A 17,123-nucleotide genomic window follows, 5' to 3' on the forward strand; every position below is an offset into this window, starting at 1 on the left:
CGGCCGGCGGCCGCTGCGGGCCGCCGTCCGGCGGATGCCGCGCAGCACCGCCCGGGTGCCCGGGTGCTCCGACACCGCGACGGATCCACTCCGACTACAGCGAGGCGCGGACCGCCTGGGCCCAGCCGTCGCCCATCGCGCCGTCGGTGACGGTCACGTTGGGCAGTGCCGCGATCGCCCCCGCCATCCCGTCGACCGCGGCGCCGTTGGCGGTGATGAACAGCCGGCCCACCGCCGGGGCCATCTCCAGGTCGCTCATGCTGTCGCCCACCGCCACCGCGTCGGCCGGGTCGAGGCCGCGGCGGGCGAGGTCCCAGCGGATCGCGGCGCCCTTGGAGATCCCGCGCGGCATCAGGTGGTAGACGTGCGGGGGCAGCGCGGCGTCGTCCAGCGTCATGTCCGCGGTCGCCGGCACCGCGCCGTTGTCCTTGACGGTCAGCCACTCCCAGCCCTGCGCGGCCAGCCAGCGGTCGGCGGCGGCGGTGTCGACCCGGCCGCGCAGCATCGCGTCGCCGGTGTGGGTGGCGTGCCAGGGGGCGTGCCACTCCAGCCGGCCGCGGTGCGCGGCGGTCAGCGCCTCGACGACGCCCAGCTCGGCGAGCACCTCCACCGGCGTCCGGCCGGCGTGCTCGTCGGGCAGGTCGCCGGTGAGCAGCTGGGTCCGCCGGCCGTGGTCCCAGGCGACCAGCGAGCCGAGCTCGGCGATGACGCCGTCCGCGGCGAAGATCCGCCCGGCCTCCTGGAGCTGGGCGTACGTCCGGCCGGAGACGAGCACCAGCGGGACGTCGGCCCGGTGCAGCTCGAGCAGCGCGCCGGCGGGGGAGTCGGTGAGGTCCCGGGACGCGGAGTGCCAGAACGAGCCGCGGGGACCGACCATCGTGCCGTCGAGGTCGGTGTAGACGATGCGGGTGGCCACGGGGTCATCGTGGCCGTTCCGGACCGCGGCTCCCCGCCCGGGTAGAGTCCTGGCCGTTCCACTCATCCAGAGGGGCAGAGGGACACGGCCCGATGAAGCCCCGGCAACCGCCGCCCGCGCACCTGCGCGGGCGGGAGGTGCCAATTCCGTCCCGCGCGGCTCGACGGCCCGACGCGGGGAAGATGAGGAGGTAGTCGTCGCATGACACTGACCGCTCCCGGCTCTGCGCAGGCCGATTCCGCGGCCGGCGGCCCGGTCCCGCCGAACCCCGCCCGCGGCCTGGTCTGCCGCAACTGCGGCGCCACCTTCGGACTCATCGCCGAGCACGCCTGCGCGGAGTGCTTCGGCCCGCTCGAGGTCGACTACGACAAGGACCTGCTGGCCGCGGTCACCCGCGAGCAGATCGAGGCGGGCCCGCAGAACATCTGGCGCTACGCCGCGCTGCTGCCGGTCGGGCAGGACCCGGCCGACCGGGTCACCCTCGACCCGGGCATGACGCCGCTGGTCCGCGCCGACCGGCTGGCCGCCGAGCTGGGGCTGACCGGCGGGCTGTGGGTGAAGGACGACTCGGCCAACCCCACGCACTCGTTCAAGGACCGCGTCGTCAGCCTGGCCGCCACCGCGGCCAAGGGCTTCGGCTACGCCAAGATCGCCTGCGCCTCCACGGGTAACCTGGCCAACTCGGTCGCCGCGCACGCCGCCCGGATGGGGCTGCCCTCGTTCGTCTTCGTGCCCAGCGACCTCGAGCCCGGGAAGATCACCCAGTCGGCGGTCTACGGCCAGGCGCTGGTCGCCGTCGACGGCTCCTACGACGACGTCAACCGGCTGACCAGCGAGCTCGCCGAGACCGACGAGTTCGAGGACACCGCGTTCGTCAACCAGAACGTCCGGCCCTACTACGCCGAGGGCTCCAAGACCGTCGGCTACGAGATCGCCGAGCAGCTCGGCTGGCGGATCCCGGCCCAGGTGGTCATCCCGATGGCGTCCGGCTCGCTGCTGACCAAGGTCGACAAGGCGTGGCGCGAGCTGGTGGCCGCCGGGATCGTCGAGGACACCGGGTGGACCGTCTTCGGCGCGCAGTCGGCCGGCTGCGACCCGATCGCGACCGCGTTCGAGAACGGCTGGGACGTCGTCAAGCCGGTCAAGCCCACCGGCATCGCGAAGTCGCTGAACATCGGCAACCCCGCCGACGGGCCCTACGCGCTGGACGCCATCCGGCGCACCGGGGGCTCGGTCGGCCGGGTGGGCGACGCGGAGATCGTGCAGGGCATCCGCGACCTGGCCCGCACGACGGGCGTGTTCGCCGAGACCGCCGGCGGCGTCACCACCGCGGTGCTGCGCCAGCTGGTCGAGGACGGCCGGCTCGACCCGGCCAAGGAGACCGTCGTCCTCAACACCGGCGAGGGGCTCAAGACGCTCGACCCGCTGCTGCCGGTCGTCGGCCCGAGCCACACGGTGAAGCCGTCGCTGAGGTCGCTGCGCGAGGCCGGGCTCATCTCCTGAGGTCAGGGCGGCGCGCGGCGTGACGACACGCCGTACCACAATCGGCTGAAGCGTGCGTTCCAGGCCCGTGACCTGCGACACCCCTTCCTGTACCGTTCCGCGCGGTTCGAGTTCCACGTTCGTGTTCGGCGGGCGGAAGAGCACGACACCCGACCCCTCGGACGCAGAGGGGGCGACCGAACGCACGGAACGTGGAGCAGACACGTGGCACAGGGCACCGTGAAGTGGTTCAACGCCGAGAAGGGCTTCGGCTTCATCGCCGTCGACGGCGGCCAGGACGTCTTCGTCCACTACTCGGCCATCCAGATGGACGGGTACAAGAGCCTCGAAGAGGGCCAGCGGGTCACCTTCGAGGTCGTCCAGGGTGAGAAGGGGCCGCAGGCGGACGCCGTCCGCAGCGCCTGAACCACACCTGGTCGGTGCGGCCCGGCTCCTTCGGGAGCCGGGCCGCACTGCGTTCCGAGGGTCGGGAACAGCCCGGCCGCACCCCCCGTTCTTGCACTCACAAGGGTCGAGTGCCAGACTTCGTGTTGGCACTCGGAGCACCCGAGTGCCAACCAGGTCGGAACGGTGAGGCACTGGTCGCGGGCCGCAGGAGGCCCTGACGCCGGTGTCGTCCGTCGCGGGCGCCGGACCTGACCGAGCCAGCGATCCATGCATGGAGGACATCACCACATGGCCAAGATGATCGCCTTCGAGGAAGAGGCGCGCCGCGGCCTCGAGCGGGGCATGAACACCCTCGCCGACGCCGTCAAGGTGACGCTCGGTCCCCGGGGCCGCAACGTCGTCCTCGAGAAGAAGTGGGGCGCGCCCACCATCACCAACGATGGTGTGAGCATCGCCAAGGAGATCGAGCTCGAGGACCCGTGGGAGAAGATCGGGGCCGAGCTCGTCAAGGAGGTCGCGAAGAAGACCGACGACGTCGCGGGTGACGGCACCACCACCGCCACCGTGCTGGCCCAGGCCCTCGTCCGCGAGGGTCTGCGCAACGTCGCCGCCGGCGCGAACCCGATGGCCCTGAAGAAGGGCATCGAGAAGGCCGTCGCCTCGGTCTCCGAGTACCTCCTCTCGACGGCCAAGGACGTCGAGACCAAGGAGCAGATCGCCGCCACCGCGTCGATCTCCGCCGCTGACCCGGCCATCGGCGAGCTCATCGCCGAGGCCATGGACAAGGTCGGCAAGGAAGGTGTCATCACCGTCGAGGAGAGCAACACCTTCGGCCTCGAGCTCGAGCTCACCGAGGGCATGCGCTTCGACAAGGGTCACCTGTCGGCGTACTTCGTCACCGACACCGACCGCATGGAGACCGTGCTCGACGACCCGTACATCCTGGTCGTCAACAGCAAGATCTCTTCGGTCAAGGACCTGCTCCCGCTGCTGGAGAAGGTCATGCAGTCGGGCAAGCCGCTCGCGATCATCGCCGAGGACGTCGAGGGTGAGGCCCTCGCGACCCTCGTCGTGAACAAGATCCGCGGCACCTTCAAGTCGGTCGCCGTCAAGGCCCCCGGCTTCGGCGACCGTCGCAAGGCCATGCTCGGCGACATCGCGATCCTCACCGGTGGTCAGGTCATCAGCGAGGAGGTCGGTCTCAAGCTGGAGAACGCCGACGTCTCGCTGCTCGGCCGGGCGCGCAAGTTCGTCACCACCAAGGACGAGACGACCATCATCGAGGGCGCCGGTGACGCCGACCAGATCCAGGGTCGCGTCAACCAGATCCGCGCCGAGATCGAGAAGTCGGACTCGGACTACGACCGCGAGAAGCTGCAGGAGCGCCTGGCCAAGCTGGCCGGTGGCGTCGCCGTCATCAAGGCGGGTGCCGCGACCGAGGTCGAGCTCAAGGAGCGCAAGCACCGCATCGAGGACGCGGTGCGCAACGCCAAGGCCGCCGTCGAGGAGGGCATCGTCGCCGGTGGTGGCGTCGCCCTGGCGCAGGCCACCACCGTCGCGTTCGAGAAGCTCGAGCTCGAGGGTGACGAGGCGACCGGTGCCAACATCGTGCGCGTCGCGCTCGAGGCGCCGCTGAAGCAGATCGCCATCAACGCCGGCCTCGAGGGTGGCGTCGTGGCGGAGAAGGTCCGCAACTCGGAGACCGGCTGGGGCCTCAACGCCGCCACCGGCGAGTACGTGGACCTGGTCGCCGGCGGGATCATCGACCCCGCCAAGGTGACCCGCTCGGCGCTGCAGAACGCCGCTTCCATCGCGGCGCTGTTCCTCACCACCGAGGCGGTCGTCGCCGACAAGCCGGAGAAGTCCGCTCCGGCCATGCCGGGTGGCGACGGCGGCATGGGCGGCATGGACTTCTGAGTCCCGCCGCTCCTCGCTGAGGAGCACTGCACCACCAGCAGGTCAGCACCACCAGCAGGTCAGCACCACCAGCACTGCTCGGCAGGGGCGGTCCCGCATCGCGGGGCCGCCCCTGTCGGCGTTCGCTGATCACCCGCCGGGGGAGAAGACGCAGAACTCGTTGCCCTCGGGGTCGGCGAGCACGTCCCAGTCGATCGCGCCGCTGTCCGGTTCGTCGTCCGGCCCGGCGTCGCGCCGCCGCACCACCGTGGCGCCCAGCGCCAGCAGCGCCTCGGTGTCGCCGACGACGTCGTGGTGCACCCGGTTCTTGACGGCCTTCGGCTCTGGCACCGGGACGACCCAGATGAGCGGCCCGGCGCCCGACGGGTCGACGATCGGCACCGGCCAGCCGGTCGGCCGCACCCACTTCTCCTCATCGGGCTCGAGCTCGTCGCGGCGGCGGTAGCCCATCGCCGCGCACCACCAGTCGGCCAGCGCCTGGTGGTCGCGGGCGTCGATGCAGAGGTCCTTGAACCGGGCGGGGGTGCCGGCCGGGGAGTCGATCATGACGCCGCAGGGTAGGCCGGACGGCGTGACCGTGGTGATCGGGACGTCGGGGTGGCAGTACCGCGACTGGCGCGGGCGCTTCTACCCGCCGGCGCTCGCCCAGCGCCGCTGGCTGGAGCACCACGCCGCGCACTTCGCCACCGTCGAGAGCAACAACGCCTTCTACCGGCTGCCCGAGCGGACGACGTTCGAGGCGTGGCGGGACCGCACCCCGCCGGACTACCGCTGGGCGGTCAAGGCCTCCCGCTTCCTCACCCACCTCAAGCGGCTGCGCGAGCCGGCCGAGCCGGTCGCCCGGCTGATGGACCGGGTGGCCGGGCTGGGCGACCGGCTGGACGCCGTCCTGCTGCAGCTGCCGCCCACGCTGCAGGCGGACCCCGACCTGCTCAGCGAGTGCCTGGCGCAGTTCCCGGCCGGCACCCGGGTGGCGGTGGAGCCGCGGCACCCCAGCTGGTGGACCGACGACGTCCGCACGCTGCTGGAGCGGTACGAGGCGGCGCTGTGCTGGGCCGACCGGGGCGAGCAGCCGGTGGCCCCGCTGTGGCGCACCGCCGAGTGGGGCTACCTGCGCCTGCACGTGGGCGTCGACGGTCCGGCAGGGGGCAGCTGGGCCTACCGGCCGGAGACGCTGCAGGCGTGGGCCGGCCGGCTGGCCGAGACGTACGGCGAGGACCAGGTGCTCGTCTACTTCAACAACGACCCCGGCGGTGCGGCGGTCACCGACGCCGTCGTGTTCGCCGGTGCGGTCCGGGCGGCCGGCGGCACGCACACCCGGGTGCCGACGGCGGCCGAGGCGACGGGGGCCGCCTGGCCGCCCGCCCCGCCACCGCGGAGGCCCCGGGCCGCGGCGTGAGAGATTGACCGCGATGAGCAGACTGATCGCGGTCGAGGGCGGGGACGGCGTCGGCAAGGCGACCACCGCGCGGTGCGTGGCCCGGGTGCTGGCCGACCGGGGCGAGCGGGTGGTGGCCGAGGCGTTCCCGCGGTACGCGGGCCCCTACGGCGCGAGCCTGGCCGCGGCGCTGCGCCGTCCGGACGCCACCACCAGCGGGTCGCTGTTCTTCGAGCGGGCGCTGCTGTTCGCGCTGGACCGCAGCGACTTCGCCGCCGGCCTGCCCGACGACGCGGTGGTGGTCGCCGACCGGTGGACGGCGTCCAACGCCGCGTACCTCTGCGCGCTGACCCGCAGCGACGAGCCGGCCCGCTGGGTCGAGGACCTCGAGTACGGCCGGCTGGCCCTGCCGCGGCCGGACCTCACCCTGCACGTCACCACGTCCCGCGGGCTGCAGGCCGAGCGCATCGCCACCCGCGCGGACACCGACGCCGGCCGCGCCACCGACCGGTTCGAGGAGGACCTGCCGCTGCAGGCCCGGGTCGTGCGCGCCTACGAGCGGTTCGCCGCCGAGGGCTTCGGCGGCCGCTGGGTGACCCTCGCCAACGACGGCACGATCGGCGACCTCGAGGCGGCGGTGGCCGCCGTCGTCTAGAGGACCGACGGGTCCTCGGCGAACGTGACGCCCAGCTGGCCGGCGGCGTCCTCCAGCACCCGCTGGACGGCGAGCGTGTCGGCCAGCGGCATGACGGCGCTCTCGCCCCGCCCGGCGCGCAGGCAGCCGGTGACCTCGGCCAGCTCGTGGCTGTACCCGCCACCGGTCTGCGGCAGGGTGATCTCCTCCGGGTCGGCGCCGGCCCGGTGCAGCACGATCGTCTGCGGGTGGTGGAAGCGGGGGAGCACGTCGATCCAGCCCGCCGTCCCGAAGACCCGGGCCTGGCCGGGCAGGCCGTTGCGCAGCGAGGTCAGCAGCGACGCCGAGCGGCCGTCGGCCCAGCCGAGCAGCAGCGCCGCCTCGGCGTCCACGCCGGTCGGGAACGTCGACCCGGTGGCGCGCACGGTGTCGGGGGTGCCGAGCACCATCTGCGCGAACGAGACGACGTAGACGCCGAGGTCGAGCAGCGCGCCGCCGCCCAGCTCCTTGGCGAACAGCCGGTCGGTGGGGTCGAACTCGCGCTGCACGCCCAGGTCGGCCTGCACCGACCGCACCTCGCCGATCGCGCCGTCGGCGATCAGCTCGCGCAGCCGGACGACGGCCGGCTGGAACCGCGTCCACATCGCCTCCATCACGAAGACGCCGGTCTCGTGGGCCAGGTCGACGACCTCCTGCGCGCCCGCGACGGTGGCGGTGAACGCCTTCTCCACCAGCAGCGCCTTCCCGGCGCGCAGCGCGCCGAGGGCGATCGCGTGGTGCTGCGGGTGCGGGGTGGCGACGTAGAGGACGTCGACGTCCGGGTCGGCCAGGATCGCCGCGTAGGAGCCGTGCGCGCGCCCGATGCCGTGCCGGTCGGCGAAGGCGCGGGCCCGGTCGCTGGAGCGGGAGGCGACGGCGACGACCGAGGCGCCGTCGACGTGCGCGAGGTCCCTGGTGACGTTCTCCGCGATGCGGCCCGGCCCGACGACGCCCCAGCGGATCTCCTCGCTCATGCCCCTGACCGTAGCGGCGGGCAAGATGAGCCGGTGACCGTGCTGATCGACACCCCCGTCTGGCCGTGGCGGGGGAGGCGCTGGTCGCACCTGGTCAGCGACACCGACTACGACGAGCTGCACGCCTTCGTCGCCGCGCACCTCGAGATCCCGCGGCGGGCCTTCCAGGGCGACCACTACGACGTGCCGGAGGACCTCTACGCCGTCTGCGTCGCGGCGGGTGCCGAGCCGGTGGGCGCGCGGGAGCTGCTGCGCCGGCTGGTGGCCGCGGGCCTCCGGCTCAAGAAGAACGCGCGCGCAGCAGGCTGAGCTCGGCGGTCAGGTTGGCCCGCGCCCGCGCCGTCCACGCCTCGGCGGTCGTCGGCAGCCGGTAGAGGGCGGGCAGCGCGAGCAGCTGCTCGAGCACCGCGATCCGGCCGGTGGTGAACTCCTCGTCGGAGTAGTGCGCGTACTCCTCGCGGACGGCGGAGGCGTAGCCGGCGTAGGCCTGCGGCGGGCTGGCCAGCACCGCCAGGTCGGCGTCGCAGAGCACCGCGCCGTTCGCGTCGCCGTCCGCCGGGTCGTGGCCGGCGGTGAGCAGCACCAGCCGGACGACCTCCTCGACGGTGTCCTCGGCGACGAGCCCGCGCAGCCCGGCCCGCGCGCGCTCGGCGCTGACCTCCTCGTTGTCGCTGCGCAGCGGGTCGTAGACCACGTCGTGGTACCAGGCGGCCAGCGCGACGGCGGCCGGGTCGGCGGCGTGCCCGGCCAGCTCCCCGACGATGCCGAGGACGGCGGCCAGGTGGGTGAGGTCGTGGTAGCGGCGGTGCGGCTGCGACCACGCGTCGAGGACGGCGGCCCACTCGGTGCGCGAGGTGTCCGACCCGCCGGCCAGCTCGGCCCAGGCGGCGAAGTCGACGGTGGTCACGCCACCCCGCAGGTGCGCAGGGCCAGCAGCGCCAGCGACCGGGCGGACAGCAGGACGTCGGCGACCGGCACCTGCTCCCGCGGGGCGTGCGCCAGGCGCAGGTCGCCAGGACCGTGGTGCAGCGTCGGGATGCCGGCGGCGGCGTAGATGCGCAGGTCGGTGCCGGCGGTGAGGGAGCGCTCGGGGGGCAGCTCCCCGCCGGCGTCGACCACCGCCCGCTGCACGGCCGGCAGCAGCGGGGAGCCGGCCGGGAGCTGCCCGCTGGCGAACTCCCCGCCGACCCACTCGACCTGCGCCGGGTGGTCGGCCAGCCACGGGTGCGCGGCGCAGGCGGCGGCCACGCAGGCCTCGAACGCCGCCCGGGCGGCCGCGACCGGCTCGCCGAGCTGGACGCCGTACCGGCCCTCGGCGACCAGCCGGTCGGGCACGGTGCTCGCCCAGTCGCCGGCCCGCACCCGGCCGATCGAGAGCCCGTAGGGGTAGGGGTGGTCGCCGAACCGGGCCCGGTCGGCCGGCTGGCGGCCGGCCTCGAAGGCGCGCAGCGCGGCGTGCACGTGCTCGAACAGCTCCACCGTGCTCACGCCGAGGTGCCGGTTGCCGCCGTGCGCGGCCAGGCCGGTCAGGGTGAGCCGGAAGGTCAGCGCGCCGGCGTGCGCGGTCATCACCGCCCCCGCGGTCGGCTCGGGGATGACGCAGGCGTCGCCCCGGTGCCCCCGCTGCAGGGTGGCCCAGGCGCCGAGGCCGCCGTCCTCCTCGCCCATGACGCTGTGCACCGCCAGCGGCCGGGCCAGCCGCACGTCCGCCGTCCGCAGGGCCTGCAGGGCGCCGAGCGCGGCGACCAGGCCGCCCTTCATGTCGCAGGTGCCGCGGCCGTGCACCGCGCCGTCGGCGAGGCGGGGGGTGAAGGGGTCGTGCGGCCACAGCGCCGGGTCCCCGGCCGGGACGACGTCGCTGTGCCCGCACAGCACCAGCGCCGGGTCGCCGTCCGCCTGGCCGGGCAGGGTGCCGACCACGCCCCACGCCTCGTCGCGGTCGACCTCCTGACCGGGGGCGTCGGGCGCGGTGGCCGCGGCGGCGAGGTCGATCGACCAGCGGTCGACGTCCGTGCCGAGCTCGTCGAGCCAGCCGGCGACGAGGTGCTGCGCGTCGGACTCCGCGGCCGTGCCGCCGACCGACGGCACGGCGACCAGCGCGGTCAGCCGGTCGAGCACCCACGCCCGGTCGACGGCGTCGAGCACCGCGGACTCGGTGCTGGTCAGGCCGTCGGTGCCGGTCGGGGTGGCCACGGGCGGGAGTGTGGCACGCGCGGGTGACGACGATCGCCCGGCCGCCCCCGGGTGTGCGCCGGGGGACCACGGGTACCGTGGGTGGTGTCCGGGCCGGGCGACCTGTGTCCCCGGGCTCCACTTGATAACTGCCGCTGGGGAACACCGCTCCGACCTCGGTCGGGGGTCTGGAGCTCCAGATGTGCAAACCGCCGCGAGGCGACCAGCGCCCGGCTCGGACCCACCCGACGACGAAGGCCCCCGACCATCCGGTCGGGGGCCTTCGCCGTGTGCGTCAGTCTTCCGTCTGGCCCAGCAGCCAGCCGTGCTCGCCGGCCAGCTCGTTGGCGGCCGACGGGCCCCACGAGCCGGGCGCGTAGGAGTGCACCTCGGGCCGGTCGTCGAGCACCGGCTGCAGCGCCCGCCAGGTCTGGGCGAGGCCCTCGCTGGTGGTGAACAGCGACCGGTCGCCGACCAGCACGTCGTGGATCAGCGAGACGTACGGCGGCAGCGGGTCACCGCCGGGGATCTTCGACAGGTCCAGCGACACCCGGGCCGGGGCCATCGCGAGGTCCGGGCCGGGCTTCTTGGCCATCACGTCGATGTCCACGGAGCCCGCGCCGGCCAGCGACAGGGAGACCACGTTGCCGTTGGCCGGGACGTCGTCCACCGGGCCCTTCGGGCGGTGCAGGATCAGGCTGACCCGCTGCTGCTTGGTGGCCATCCGCTTGCCGGTGCGCAGCAGGAACGGCACCCCGCGCCAGCGGCCGGAGTCGATGCACAGCCGGGCGGCGACGAACGTGTCGGTGTCGCTGTCGTCCGGGACGCCGTCCAGTTCGCGGTAGCCGTCGAACTGGCCGAGCACGACGTCCTCGGGGGCCAGCGGCCGGAACTTGGACAGCACCGACTCGCGGGCGGCGAGGATGTCGGTCGCGCTGAAGCTGACCGGCGGCTCCATGGCGACCTCGGCGGCGACCTGGAACAGGTGGGTGACCAGCATGTCCAGGGTGGCGCCGGTGGCGTCGTAGAACTCGGCGCGGTCGGCGACGTCGAGGTCCTCGGGGACGTCGATCTGCACCTGGGCGACGTGCTCGCGGCTCCAGATGTGCTCGAACAGGCCGTTGGCGAACCGCAGCGCGTGCAGGTCCTGGGTGCCCTCCTTGCCGAGGAAGTGGTCGATGCGGAAGACCTGCTCCTCCTTCAGCACCGAGTGCACGACCTCGTCGAGCTCGCGGAAGCCCTCGGGGGAGTCGCCGAACGGCTTCTCGAACACGACCCGGGCACCCTCGGCGAGCCCGTGGGCGCCGAGGGCCTTCGCGTAGCCGGTGAACGCCTTGGGCGGCAGCGACAGGTAGGCGACCAGCTGGGCGTCGTCACCGATCTCGGCGCGCGCCTTGGCCACGACGTCGAGCAGCTGACCGGGGTCGTCCTCGGTGAACCCGCCGCCGGCGAAGTGCAGCCGGCCGGCGAACTCGTCCCAGGGCCCCTCGTCGGGTGACGGGCCGAACTCCGCGAGGGCGTCGTGCACGTGCTCGACGAACTCCTCGTCGGTGCGCTCACCGCGGCCGCTGCCGATCAGCCGCCAGTCCCCGGGGAGGAGGCCGTGCTGGGCCAGCTGGAAGAACGCCGGCAGGACCATCCGGCGGGCGAGGTCGCCGGTCGCGCCGAAGAGCACGAAGATCGTCGGGTTCAGTTCGTTCGTCGTCCCGTTGTCGGACACGGTGTTCCTCTCGAGCGCTGCTGCCCGCCGGGCGGGCACGTCTACGGGGCCTGCGGCCCCCGGTGGCGCAACCCCGGCCGCGGTGCCCCTCTTCCCGGGGCCCGCGCGGAGCGGCTGGAACCCGGCGCTGGTGTCCCTGCCCCCATTGTCGCGGCGGGCGCGCCGGAACACGAGTCCGGCGCCGCCTGAGGGCCCTCAGACGCGGCCCGCCACCGGTCCGCCGGCCAGGACTGGGCGTTCGCCCGATGCCGGGCCGGGGGCCTCAGGACGACGGTCGTCCTCACCACCACGACGGAGGAGACGGCCATGGACATGCGGTACCCCAACCCGGCGCTCGAGGCGGAGCTGGCCTGGCGGCACGAGCTGATCCGGGACGCCGCCCGGCGCGGCACCCGGCGCGGGTCCTGGTTCGGCGCCCGCCGGCGCGTCTCCTGAGCGTCCACCCGCTGGCCGCCCACCGGCCGGGCGCGCCACCCGGCGCTCCCGGACCGTCGGTGGCCCGTGCCACGATCGGACCCGTGCCGCGCTGGGACGACGCCCCGCTCGTCGGCCGGGCCACCGAGCTCGGCCGGCTGCTGGGGCACGTCGACCGCGCGGCCGGCGGGCGCCCCTCGGCCGTGCTCCTGGCCGGTGACGCCGGCGTCGGCAAGAGCCGGCTGCTGGAGGAGCTGACCCGGCAGGCCGGGGAGCGCGGGGTGCGGGTGCTGACCGGCCACTGCGTCGACCTGGGCGACGTCGGGCTGCCCTACCTGCCGTTCGTCGACCTGGTGCGCCCGCTGGCCACCGACCCCGGCAGGCTCGCCGGGTCACCGGCGCTGTCGGCGCTGCTCGGCGGGGCGGCGCCGAGCGCTCCCGAGCGGCCGGCGGGGGAGGCGATCGACCTGGGCCGGCCGCTGCAGCGCGGCGCCGCCCGGCTGGTGGTCGAGGACGGGCGGCTGCAGCTGTTCGAGTCGGTCGCGGACCTGCTCGGCGACCTCGCGGCGGAGCAGCCGCTGCTGGTGGTGCTGGAGGACCTGCACTGGGCCGACCGGTCCAGCCGCGACCTGCTGCGCTACCTGCTGGCCCGGCTGGTCGACGAGCGCGGCGCGCTGCCGATCGCCATCGTGGCCTCCTACCGCGCCGACGACCTGCACCGCCGGCACCCGCTGCGGCCGCTGCTGGCCGAGCTGGTCCGGCTGCCCGGTGTGGAGCGCTGGACGCTGGACCCGCTGCCGGACGACGACATGGCCGAGCTGGTGCGCGGGCTCGCCGCCGGGGTGCCGGCCGGCACCGTCGAGCGCGTCGTCGCCCGCGTGGAGGGCAACGCGTTCTACGCGGAGGAGCTGGTGGCCGCCGGCTTGTCCGGTGACAGCCTGCCGGGGGAGCTGTCCGACGTCCTGCTGGCCCGCGTCGACCAGCTGGGCCCGGCCGCGCAGCGGGTGCTGCGGGTGGCCGCGGTGGCCGGCCGGCAGGTGCGCCACGAGCTGCTCGCGCCGCTGGCCGGGCTGGCGCCGGCCGAGCTGGAGCCGGCGCTGGCCGAGGCGGTGCACCACCACCTGCTGGTGGTCGCCGACGACGGCCGCTACCGCTTCCGGCACGCCCTGCTGCGGGAGGCCGTGCTGGGTGACCTGCTGCCCGGGGAGCGGGTGCGGCTGCACGCGGCGGTCGCCGCGCACCTGGCCGAGCACCCGGAGGCGGGCACCGCGGCCGAGCTCGCGCTGCACGCCCGGGAGAGCAACGACCTGCCCGGCGCGTTCACCGCGTCGCTGGCCGCCGCCGCGCAGGCCGGCCGGGCCGGGGCGCCGGCCGAGGAGCTGCAGCACCTGGAGGCGGCGCTCGCGCTGTGGGCGGCCGTGCCGGACGCCGCCGGGCTGGCGGGCCGGTCGCACGCCGAGCTGCTGTGCGAGACGTCCGCCGCGGCCCGCACGGCCGGGGAGCTGCACCGCGCGGTGGCGCTGCTGCGCGAGGCGCTGGCCGTGCTGGGCCCGGACGGCGACCGGCTGGCCCGCGCCCGGGCGCACTACGCGATCGCCCAGGCGCTGTTCCGCATCGAGGACCAGGTGGCCGCGCACCGGGAGAGCCGGGTGGCGATGGACCTGGTGCCCGCGGAGCCGCCGTCGCCGGAGCGGGCCTGGGCCGCGGCCACCCACGCGCGCACCTGCTTCGCGCTGGGGCTGGTCGCCGAGGCCGAGGCCGCCGCCGAGGAGGCGCTGGCCACGGCCGACGCGCTGGGCCTGGACGCCGCGTGGGCCGACACCGCGGTCTCGCTGGCGCGGATGCGCGAGGGGGAGAGCCCGGCGGCGGTGCGCGTCCAGCTGGACGAGGCGCTGGTCCGGGCCCGCCGGTCCGGTGACGCGGACATCGAGATGCGCGTGGTGTTCAACCTGGCGAACACCGCCTACGAGCACGGGGACGTGCGGGAGGCCCTCGGCTGGTCGACCACCGGCCTGGCCCGGGCGCGCGAGCTGGCCGCCGAGTGGGCGTTCTACTCCGCGGAGCTGCGCCACCTGGACGTGGTGGCCCGCTACGTCACCGGCGACTGGGACGGCAGCCTCGCCTCGGCCGACCAGCTGGCCCGGGTGCCGGAGATGGCCGCGCACGTGCGGGCGGCGGCGCTGCTGGTGCTGGTCGGCCGCGGCGACCCGGCGGCGGCCGACCGGCTGGCCTGGGCCGCGGCGCTGACCGACCGGCTGGAGGCGCACGTCCTGCTGCTCCTCGCGACGGTCGTGCCGGAGATCGAGCTGGCCGCCCAGGCCGGCGACCCGGCCACCGCCGCGACCCGCGCGCAGTGGGCGCTGGACCGGCTGGTCGAGTACTGGGACGTCGACCGGCTCGCGTCGCTGCGCATCGTCGCGAGCGCGCTGGCGCCGATGAGCGATGCCGCCGGCGCCGCCCGGCTGACCGGTGACGGGGAGCCGGCCGGCCGGTGGGCCGCGGTGGCCGGGCCGCTGCTGGCGATGGCCCGCGAGGCGGTCGCCACCTACACCGAGTCCGGCGCCGTGATGGGCCGCGAAGGGCGGGCCTGGCTGCTGCGGATGGAGGCCGAGGCCGCCCGGCTGCAGGGCGAGGCCACGCCGGTGATGTGGCGCGAGGTCGTCGAGGCATTCGGGTACGGCCACGTGTACGAGCAGGCGCGCTCCCGGGTGCGGCTGGCCGACGCGCTGCTGGCCGCCGACGACCGGGCCGGCGCCGCCGCGGAGCTGCGGGCGGCGCACGAGGTCGCCGTCCGGCTGGGGGCCCGGCCGCTGCGCGCCGCGGTCGAGGCGCTGGCCCGCCGCGGCCGGGTCGAGCTCCCGGGGGTGCGCACCGTCGCCCCGGATGCCGTGCTCACCCCGCGGGAGGCGGAGGTGCTGGCGCTGCTGGCCCGCGGGCGCACCAACCGCCAGGTCGGGGCCGAGCTGTTCATCAGCGACAAGACGGCCAGCGTGCACGTCAGCAACATCCTGGCCAAGCTCGGCGCCGCCAGCCGCGCCGAGGCGGTCGCCATCGCCGCCGCCCGCGGCCTCCTCACCCCGTCGACGAGCTGATCGACGGGGGAGAGCAGGAACGGCCCCTCAGAGCATCGTGCGGAGGCGCTCCCGGCGGGCACGGAGCACCTCGACCGACGCGGACGCCGACGGCGGCCCGGGCACCGACTGGCGCAGCTGGGTGTGCACCACGGCCTGCGGCTGCGAGGTCTTCGCGGCGATCCGGTTCACCAGCCGGTTGATCTCCCGGCGCAGCTCCGCGACGTCCCGCCAGCCGCGGCCGGCCTCGTCCTCGTCGGGGTGGTCCTCGACGACCATGAAGTCGTCGGCGTCGGGCAGCCGCCGCGCGGCCTCGACCCGCATGCGCAGCTCGTCGTCCCGCTTGGCCAGCAGCGACGCCGTCTGCTCGGGCGTGAGCAGCCCGGGGATCCCGAGGAACTCCTCCTCCTCGGTGCCCAGCGGCACCGCGCCGCTGCCCTCGCCGGTGTGCGCCGTCCCGGAGTGCAGCACGTGCGCGAAGCGGGCGTCCGCCTCCAGCGCCTCCCACTCCTTGGCCGCGCCCTCCCGCGGCTCGCGGGGCGGCAGGTCCAGCTCCTCGAGATCCTGGTCGGGCTGGCTCTTCGGCGGCGGGATGACGTGGTTGCGCTGCTCCTCCATGGAGGCGGCCAGCGTGAGCAGCGGCCGCACCGCGGGCAGGAACACGGTCGCCGACTCGTGCGACGCGCGGGCGCGGACCACGCGGCCGACGGCCTGGGCGAAGAACAGCGGGGTGCGGTAGGAGGTCATCCACGCCAGGACGGCGGCGCGCGGGACGTCGACGCCCTCGGACACCATCCGCACGCAGACCGCGATCCGGGCGCCGCCCTTGTTGAACTTCTCGATCTTCTTCGACGCCTTCGGGTCGTCGGAGAGGATCAGCTCCGGCGCCTTCCCGGTGACCCGGCGGACGATCTTCGCGTACTCGCGGGCGTCGTCCTGGTCCGAGGCGAGCACCAGGCCGGCGGCGTCGGGCATGCCGCCCTCCTCGCGCAGGTGCGTGATCCGGTCGTCCATCGCCGCGATGACGTGCGGCACCCACTGGCCCTTGGGGTCCAGCGCGGTGCGCCAGGCCTGCATCTCCACGGACTTGGTGCCGGCCTCGGTGAGGGAGGCGGCGACCACCTCGCCGGCGGAGTTCCGCCAGCGCGAGGTGCCGGTGTAGGCGGCGAAGACGACGGGGCGGACGACGTTGTCGGCCAGCGCCTCCTTGTAGCCGTAGGTGAAGTCGGCGACCGACATGAGCCCGCCCTGGCCCTCGAAGCCGTCCTCGACGTACTTCACGAACGGGATCCGCTCGTCGGCCTTGGTGCGGAACGGGGTACCGGTCAGGCACAGCCGGCGGGCGGCCATGCCGAACGCCTCGGCGGCCGCCTCGCCCCAGGAGAGGCCGTCACCGGCGTGGTGCACCTCGTCCAGGATGACCAGCGACTTCACCGCGGTGGCGCGGGCGGCGTGCAGCATCGGCTTGCCCGCGACCTGCGCGTACGTCGTCACGTAGCCCTGCGTGCCGGCGCGCACCGGGCCGACCGCGTTGGTGAGCCCCGGGTCGAGCACGATGCCCATCCGGTCGGCGGCGTCGGCCCACTGCAGGCGCAGGTGGTCGGTCGGGCAGACCACGACCACCCGGGCGACCTCGCGCCGGGCGAGCAGCCGCGCGGCCAGCGTCAGGGCGAAGGTGGTCTTCCCGGCGCCCGGGGTCGCGGTGACCAGGAAGTCCTTCGGCGAGCTCTCCTCGTACTGGGAGAGGGCGGTCTGCTGCCACGCCCGGAGCGGTCGGCTGGTCGTCTGCGGGGCCCGGGCCGCCGCCTGTGTTGCAGTCGCCATGTCGTCGCCCATTCTGGACGGCGGGACGGCAACACGCCCAACAGGGGGCCTCCCGCGTGCCCCGCCCGCAGCGCCGTATAGGGGCCCGCCGACGAGCCGCTGACCTGCAGGTTCCCCAGTCAAGAGGCCGGGCTGTGGGAAGAGTCATCCCCGTGCCGGACCGACTCGTCACGT

At 75.0% G+C, this 17,123-nt stretch carries 15 protein-coding genes and 1 riboswitch; of the genes, 8 read left to right on the forward strand and 7 right to left on the reverse strand.

Annotated features, from left to right (window positions below):
- Nucleotides 1–94 precede the first annotated feature (94 nt).
- Nucleotides 95–916 (reverse strand): HAD hydrolase family protein, encoded by an 822-nt coding sequence (locus tag AB0J00_RS21620; RefSeq protein WP_357749087.1) that lies wholly within the window; start codon nt 914–916, stop codon nt 95–97.
- 59 nt (nt 917–975) lie between these two features.
- A riboswitch (SAM riboswitch) is annotated at nt 976–1,105 on the forward strand.
- Nucleotides 1,106–1,117: 12 nt separating this feature from the next.
- Between AB0J00_RS21620 and thrC the strand changes: the two genes are divergently transcribed.
- The 3 genes from thrC (at nt 1,118) to groL (ending at nt 4,723) form a co-directional block, all read left to right on the forward strand.
- Nucleotides 1,118–2,419 (forward strand): threonine synthase, encoded by a 1,302-nt coding sequence (gene thrC, locus AB0J00_RS21625; protein WP_357749090.1) that lies wholly within the window; start codon nt 1,118–1,120, stop codon nt 2,417–2,419.
- Nucleotides 2,420–2,623: 204 nt separating this feature from the next.
- On the forward strand, nt 2,624–2,824 hold the full coding sequence (locus AB0J00_RS21630) for a cold-shock protein (RefSeq protein WP_357749092.1): 201 nt from the start codon (nt 2,624–2,626) through the stop codon (nt 2,822–2,824).
- 270 nt (nt 2,825–3,094) lie between these two features.
- Nucleotides 3,095–4,723: a chaperonin GroEL gene (gene groL, locus AB0J00_RS21635; protein ID WP_357749095.1), complete on the forward strand. Its 1,629-nt coding sequence runs from the start codon at nt 3,095–3,097 to the stop codon at nt 4,721–4,723.
- Nucleotides 4,724–4,852: 129 nt separating this feature from the next.
- Here the strand turns inward: groL and AB0J00_RS21640 are convergent, their stop codons facing one another.
- Complete coding sequence (locus AB0J00_RS21640; RefSeq protein ID WP_357749097.1) at nt 4,853–5,269, reverse strand: VOC family protein; 417 nt, start codon at nt 5,267–5,269, stop codon at nt 4,853–4,855.
- Nucleotides 5,270–5,294: 25 nt separating this feature from the next.
- Here AB0J00_RS21640 and AB0J00_RS21645 point away from each other — a divergent pair, with 25 nt between their 5' ends.
- Nucleotides 5,295–6,122 carry a DUF72 domain-containing protein gene (locus tag AB0J00_RS21645; RefSeq protein ID WP_357749100.1) on the forward strand — a complete coding sequence of 276 codons (828 nt, stop codon included), beginning with the start codon at nt 5,295–5,297 and terminating at the stop codon, nt 6,120–6,122.
- Nucleotides 6,123–6,135: 13 nt separating this feature from the next.
- Nucleotides 6,136–6,756, forward strand: coding sequence for a hypothetical protein (locus tag AB0J00_RS21650; protein WP_357749103.1), 621 nt, complete (start codon nt 6,136–6,138; stop codon nt 6,754–6,756).
- On the opposite strand, the gene AB0J00_RS21655 is transcribed toward AB0J00_RS21650, so the two are convergent.
- On the reverse strand, nt 6,753–7,748 hold the full coding sequence (locus tag AB0J00_RS21655) for a Gfo/Idh/MocA family oxidoreductase (protein ID WP_357749106.1): 996 nt from the start codon (nt 7,746–7,748) through the stop codon (nt 6,753–6,755). The two genes, AB0J00_RS21650 and AB0J00_RS21655, sit on opposite strands and share 4 nt — an antisense overlap.
- A 33-nt stretch (nt 7,749–7,781) precedes the next feature.
- Between AB0J00_RS21655 and AB0J00_RS21660 the strand changes: the two genes are divergently transcribed.
- Nucleotides 7,782–8,057: a DUF4031 domain-containing protein gene (locus AB0J00_RS21660; protein ID WP_357749109.1), complete on the forward strand. Its 276-nt coding sequence runs from the start codon at nt 7,782–7,784 to the stop codon at nt 8,055–8,057.
- On the opposite strand, the gene AB0J00_RS21665 is transcribed toward AB0J00_RS21660, so the two are convergent.
- From AB0J00_RS21665 to AB0J00_RS21675, 3 genes are all read right to left on the reverse strand, one after another.
- The gene (locus AB0J00_RS21665) at nt 8,029–8,655 is read right to left on the reverse strand and encodes a metal-dependent phosphohydrolase (protein WP_357749112.1); all 627 of its coding nucleotides are present in this window, start codon (nt 8,653–8,655) and stop codon (nt 8,029–8,031) included. The two genes, AB0J00_RS21660 and AB0J00_RS21665, sit on opposite strands and share 29 nt — an antisense overlap.
- On the reverse strand, nt 8,652–9,941 hold the full coding sequence (locus AB0J00_RS21670; RefSeq protein WP_357749115.1) for an ArgE/DapE family deacylase: 1,290 nt from the start codon (nt 9,939–9,941) through the stop codon (nt 8,652–8,654). The genes AB0J00_RS21665 and AB0J00_RS21670 overlap by 4 nt, the downstream gene beginning before the upstream one ends.
- A gap of 274 nt (nt 9,942–10,215) precedes the next feature.
- Complete coding sequence (locus tag AB0J00_RS21675; protein ID WP_357749118.1) at nt 10,216–11,640, reverse strand: glucose-6-phosphate dehydrogenase (NADP(+)); 1,425 nt, start codon at nt 11,638–11,640, stop codon at nt 10,216–10,218.
- A gap of 306 nt (nt 11,641–11,946) precedes the next feature.
- Here AB0J00_RS21675 and AB0J00_RS21680 point away from each other — a divergent pair, with 306 nt between their 5' ends.
- A complete protein-coding gene (locus AB0J00_RS21680; protein ID WP_357749121.1) occupies nt 11,947–12,075 on the forward strand; it encodes a hypothetical protein in 129 nt (42 codons plus the stop codon).
- An 83-nt stretch (nt 12,076–12,158) separates the two neighbouring features.
- Entirely contained in the window at nt 12,159–15,146 is a 2,988-nt protein-coding gene (locus AB0J00_RS21685) for an AAA family ATPase (RefSeq protein WP_357749124.1), read from the forward strand.
- Nucleotides 15,147–15,173: 27 nt separating this feature from the next.
- On the opposite strand, the gene AB0J00_RS21690 is transcribed toward AB0J00_RS21685, so the two are convergent.
- Nucleotides 15,174–16,949: a DEAD/DEAH box helicase family protein gene (locus tag AB0J00_RS21690; RefSeq protein ID WP_357749127.1), complete on the reverse strand. Its 1,776-nt coding sequence runs from the start codon at nt 16,947–16,949 to the stop codon at nt 15,174–15,176.
- Nucleotides 16,950–17,123 lie beyond the last annotated feature (174 nt).

The sequence above is a fragment of the Modestobacter sp. NPDC049651 genome, from assembly GCF_040659695.1.
Classification (GTDB): Bacteria; Actinomycetota; Actinomycetes; order Mycobacteriales; family Geodermatophilaceae; genus Modestobacter.

What these genes read in the sequence shown, in the direction of transcription:
- AB0J00_RS21655 (WP_357749106.1), bottom strand. Translation starts at nt 7,748, where the DNA reads ATGAGCGAGGAGATCCGCTGGGGCGTCGTCGGGCCGGGCCGCATCGCG.
- thrC (WP_357749090.1), top strand. Translation starts at nt 1,118, where the DNA reads ATGACACTGACCGCTCCCGGCTCTGCGCAGGCCGATTCCGCGGCCGGC.
- AB0J00_RS21650 (WP_357749103.1), top strand. Translation starts at nt 6,136, where the DNA reads ATGAGCAGACTGATCGCGGTCGAGGGCGGGGACGGCGTCGGCAAGGCG.
- AB0J00_RS21680 (WP_357749121.1), top strand. Translation starts at nt 11,947, where the DNA reads ATGGACATGCGGTACCCCAACCCGGCGCTCGAGGCGGAGCTGGCCTGG.
- AB0J00_RS21640 (WP_357749097.1), bottom strand. Translation starts at nt 5,269, where the DNA reads ATGATCGACTCCCCGGCCGGCACCCCCGCCCGGTTCAAGGACCTCTGC.
- AB0J00_RS21690 (WP_357749127.1), bottom strand. Translation starts at nt 16,949, where the DNA reads ATGGCGACTGCAACACAGGCGGCGGCCCGGGCCCCGCAGACGACCAGC.
- groL (WP_357749095.1), top strand. Translation starts at nt 3,095, where the DNA reads ATGGCCAAGATGATCGCCTTCGAGGAAGAGGCGCGCCGCGGCCTCGAG.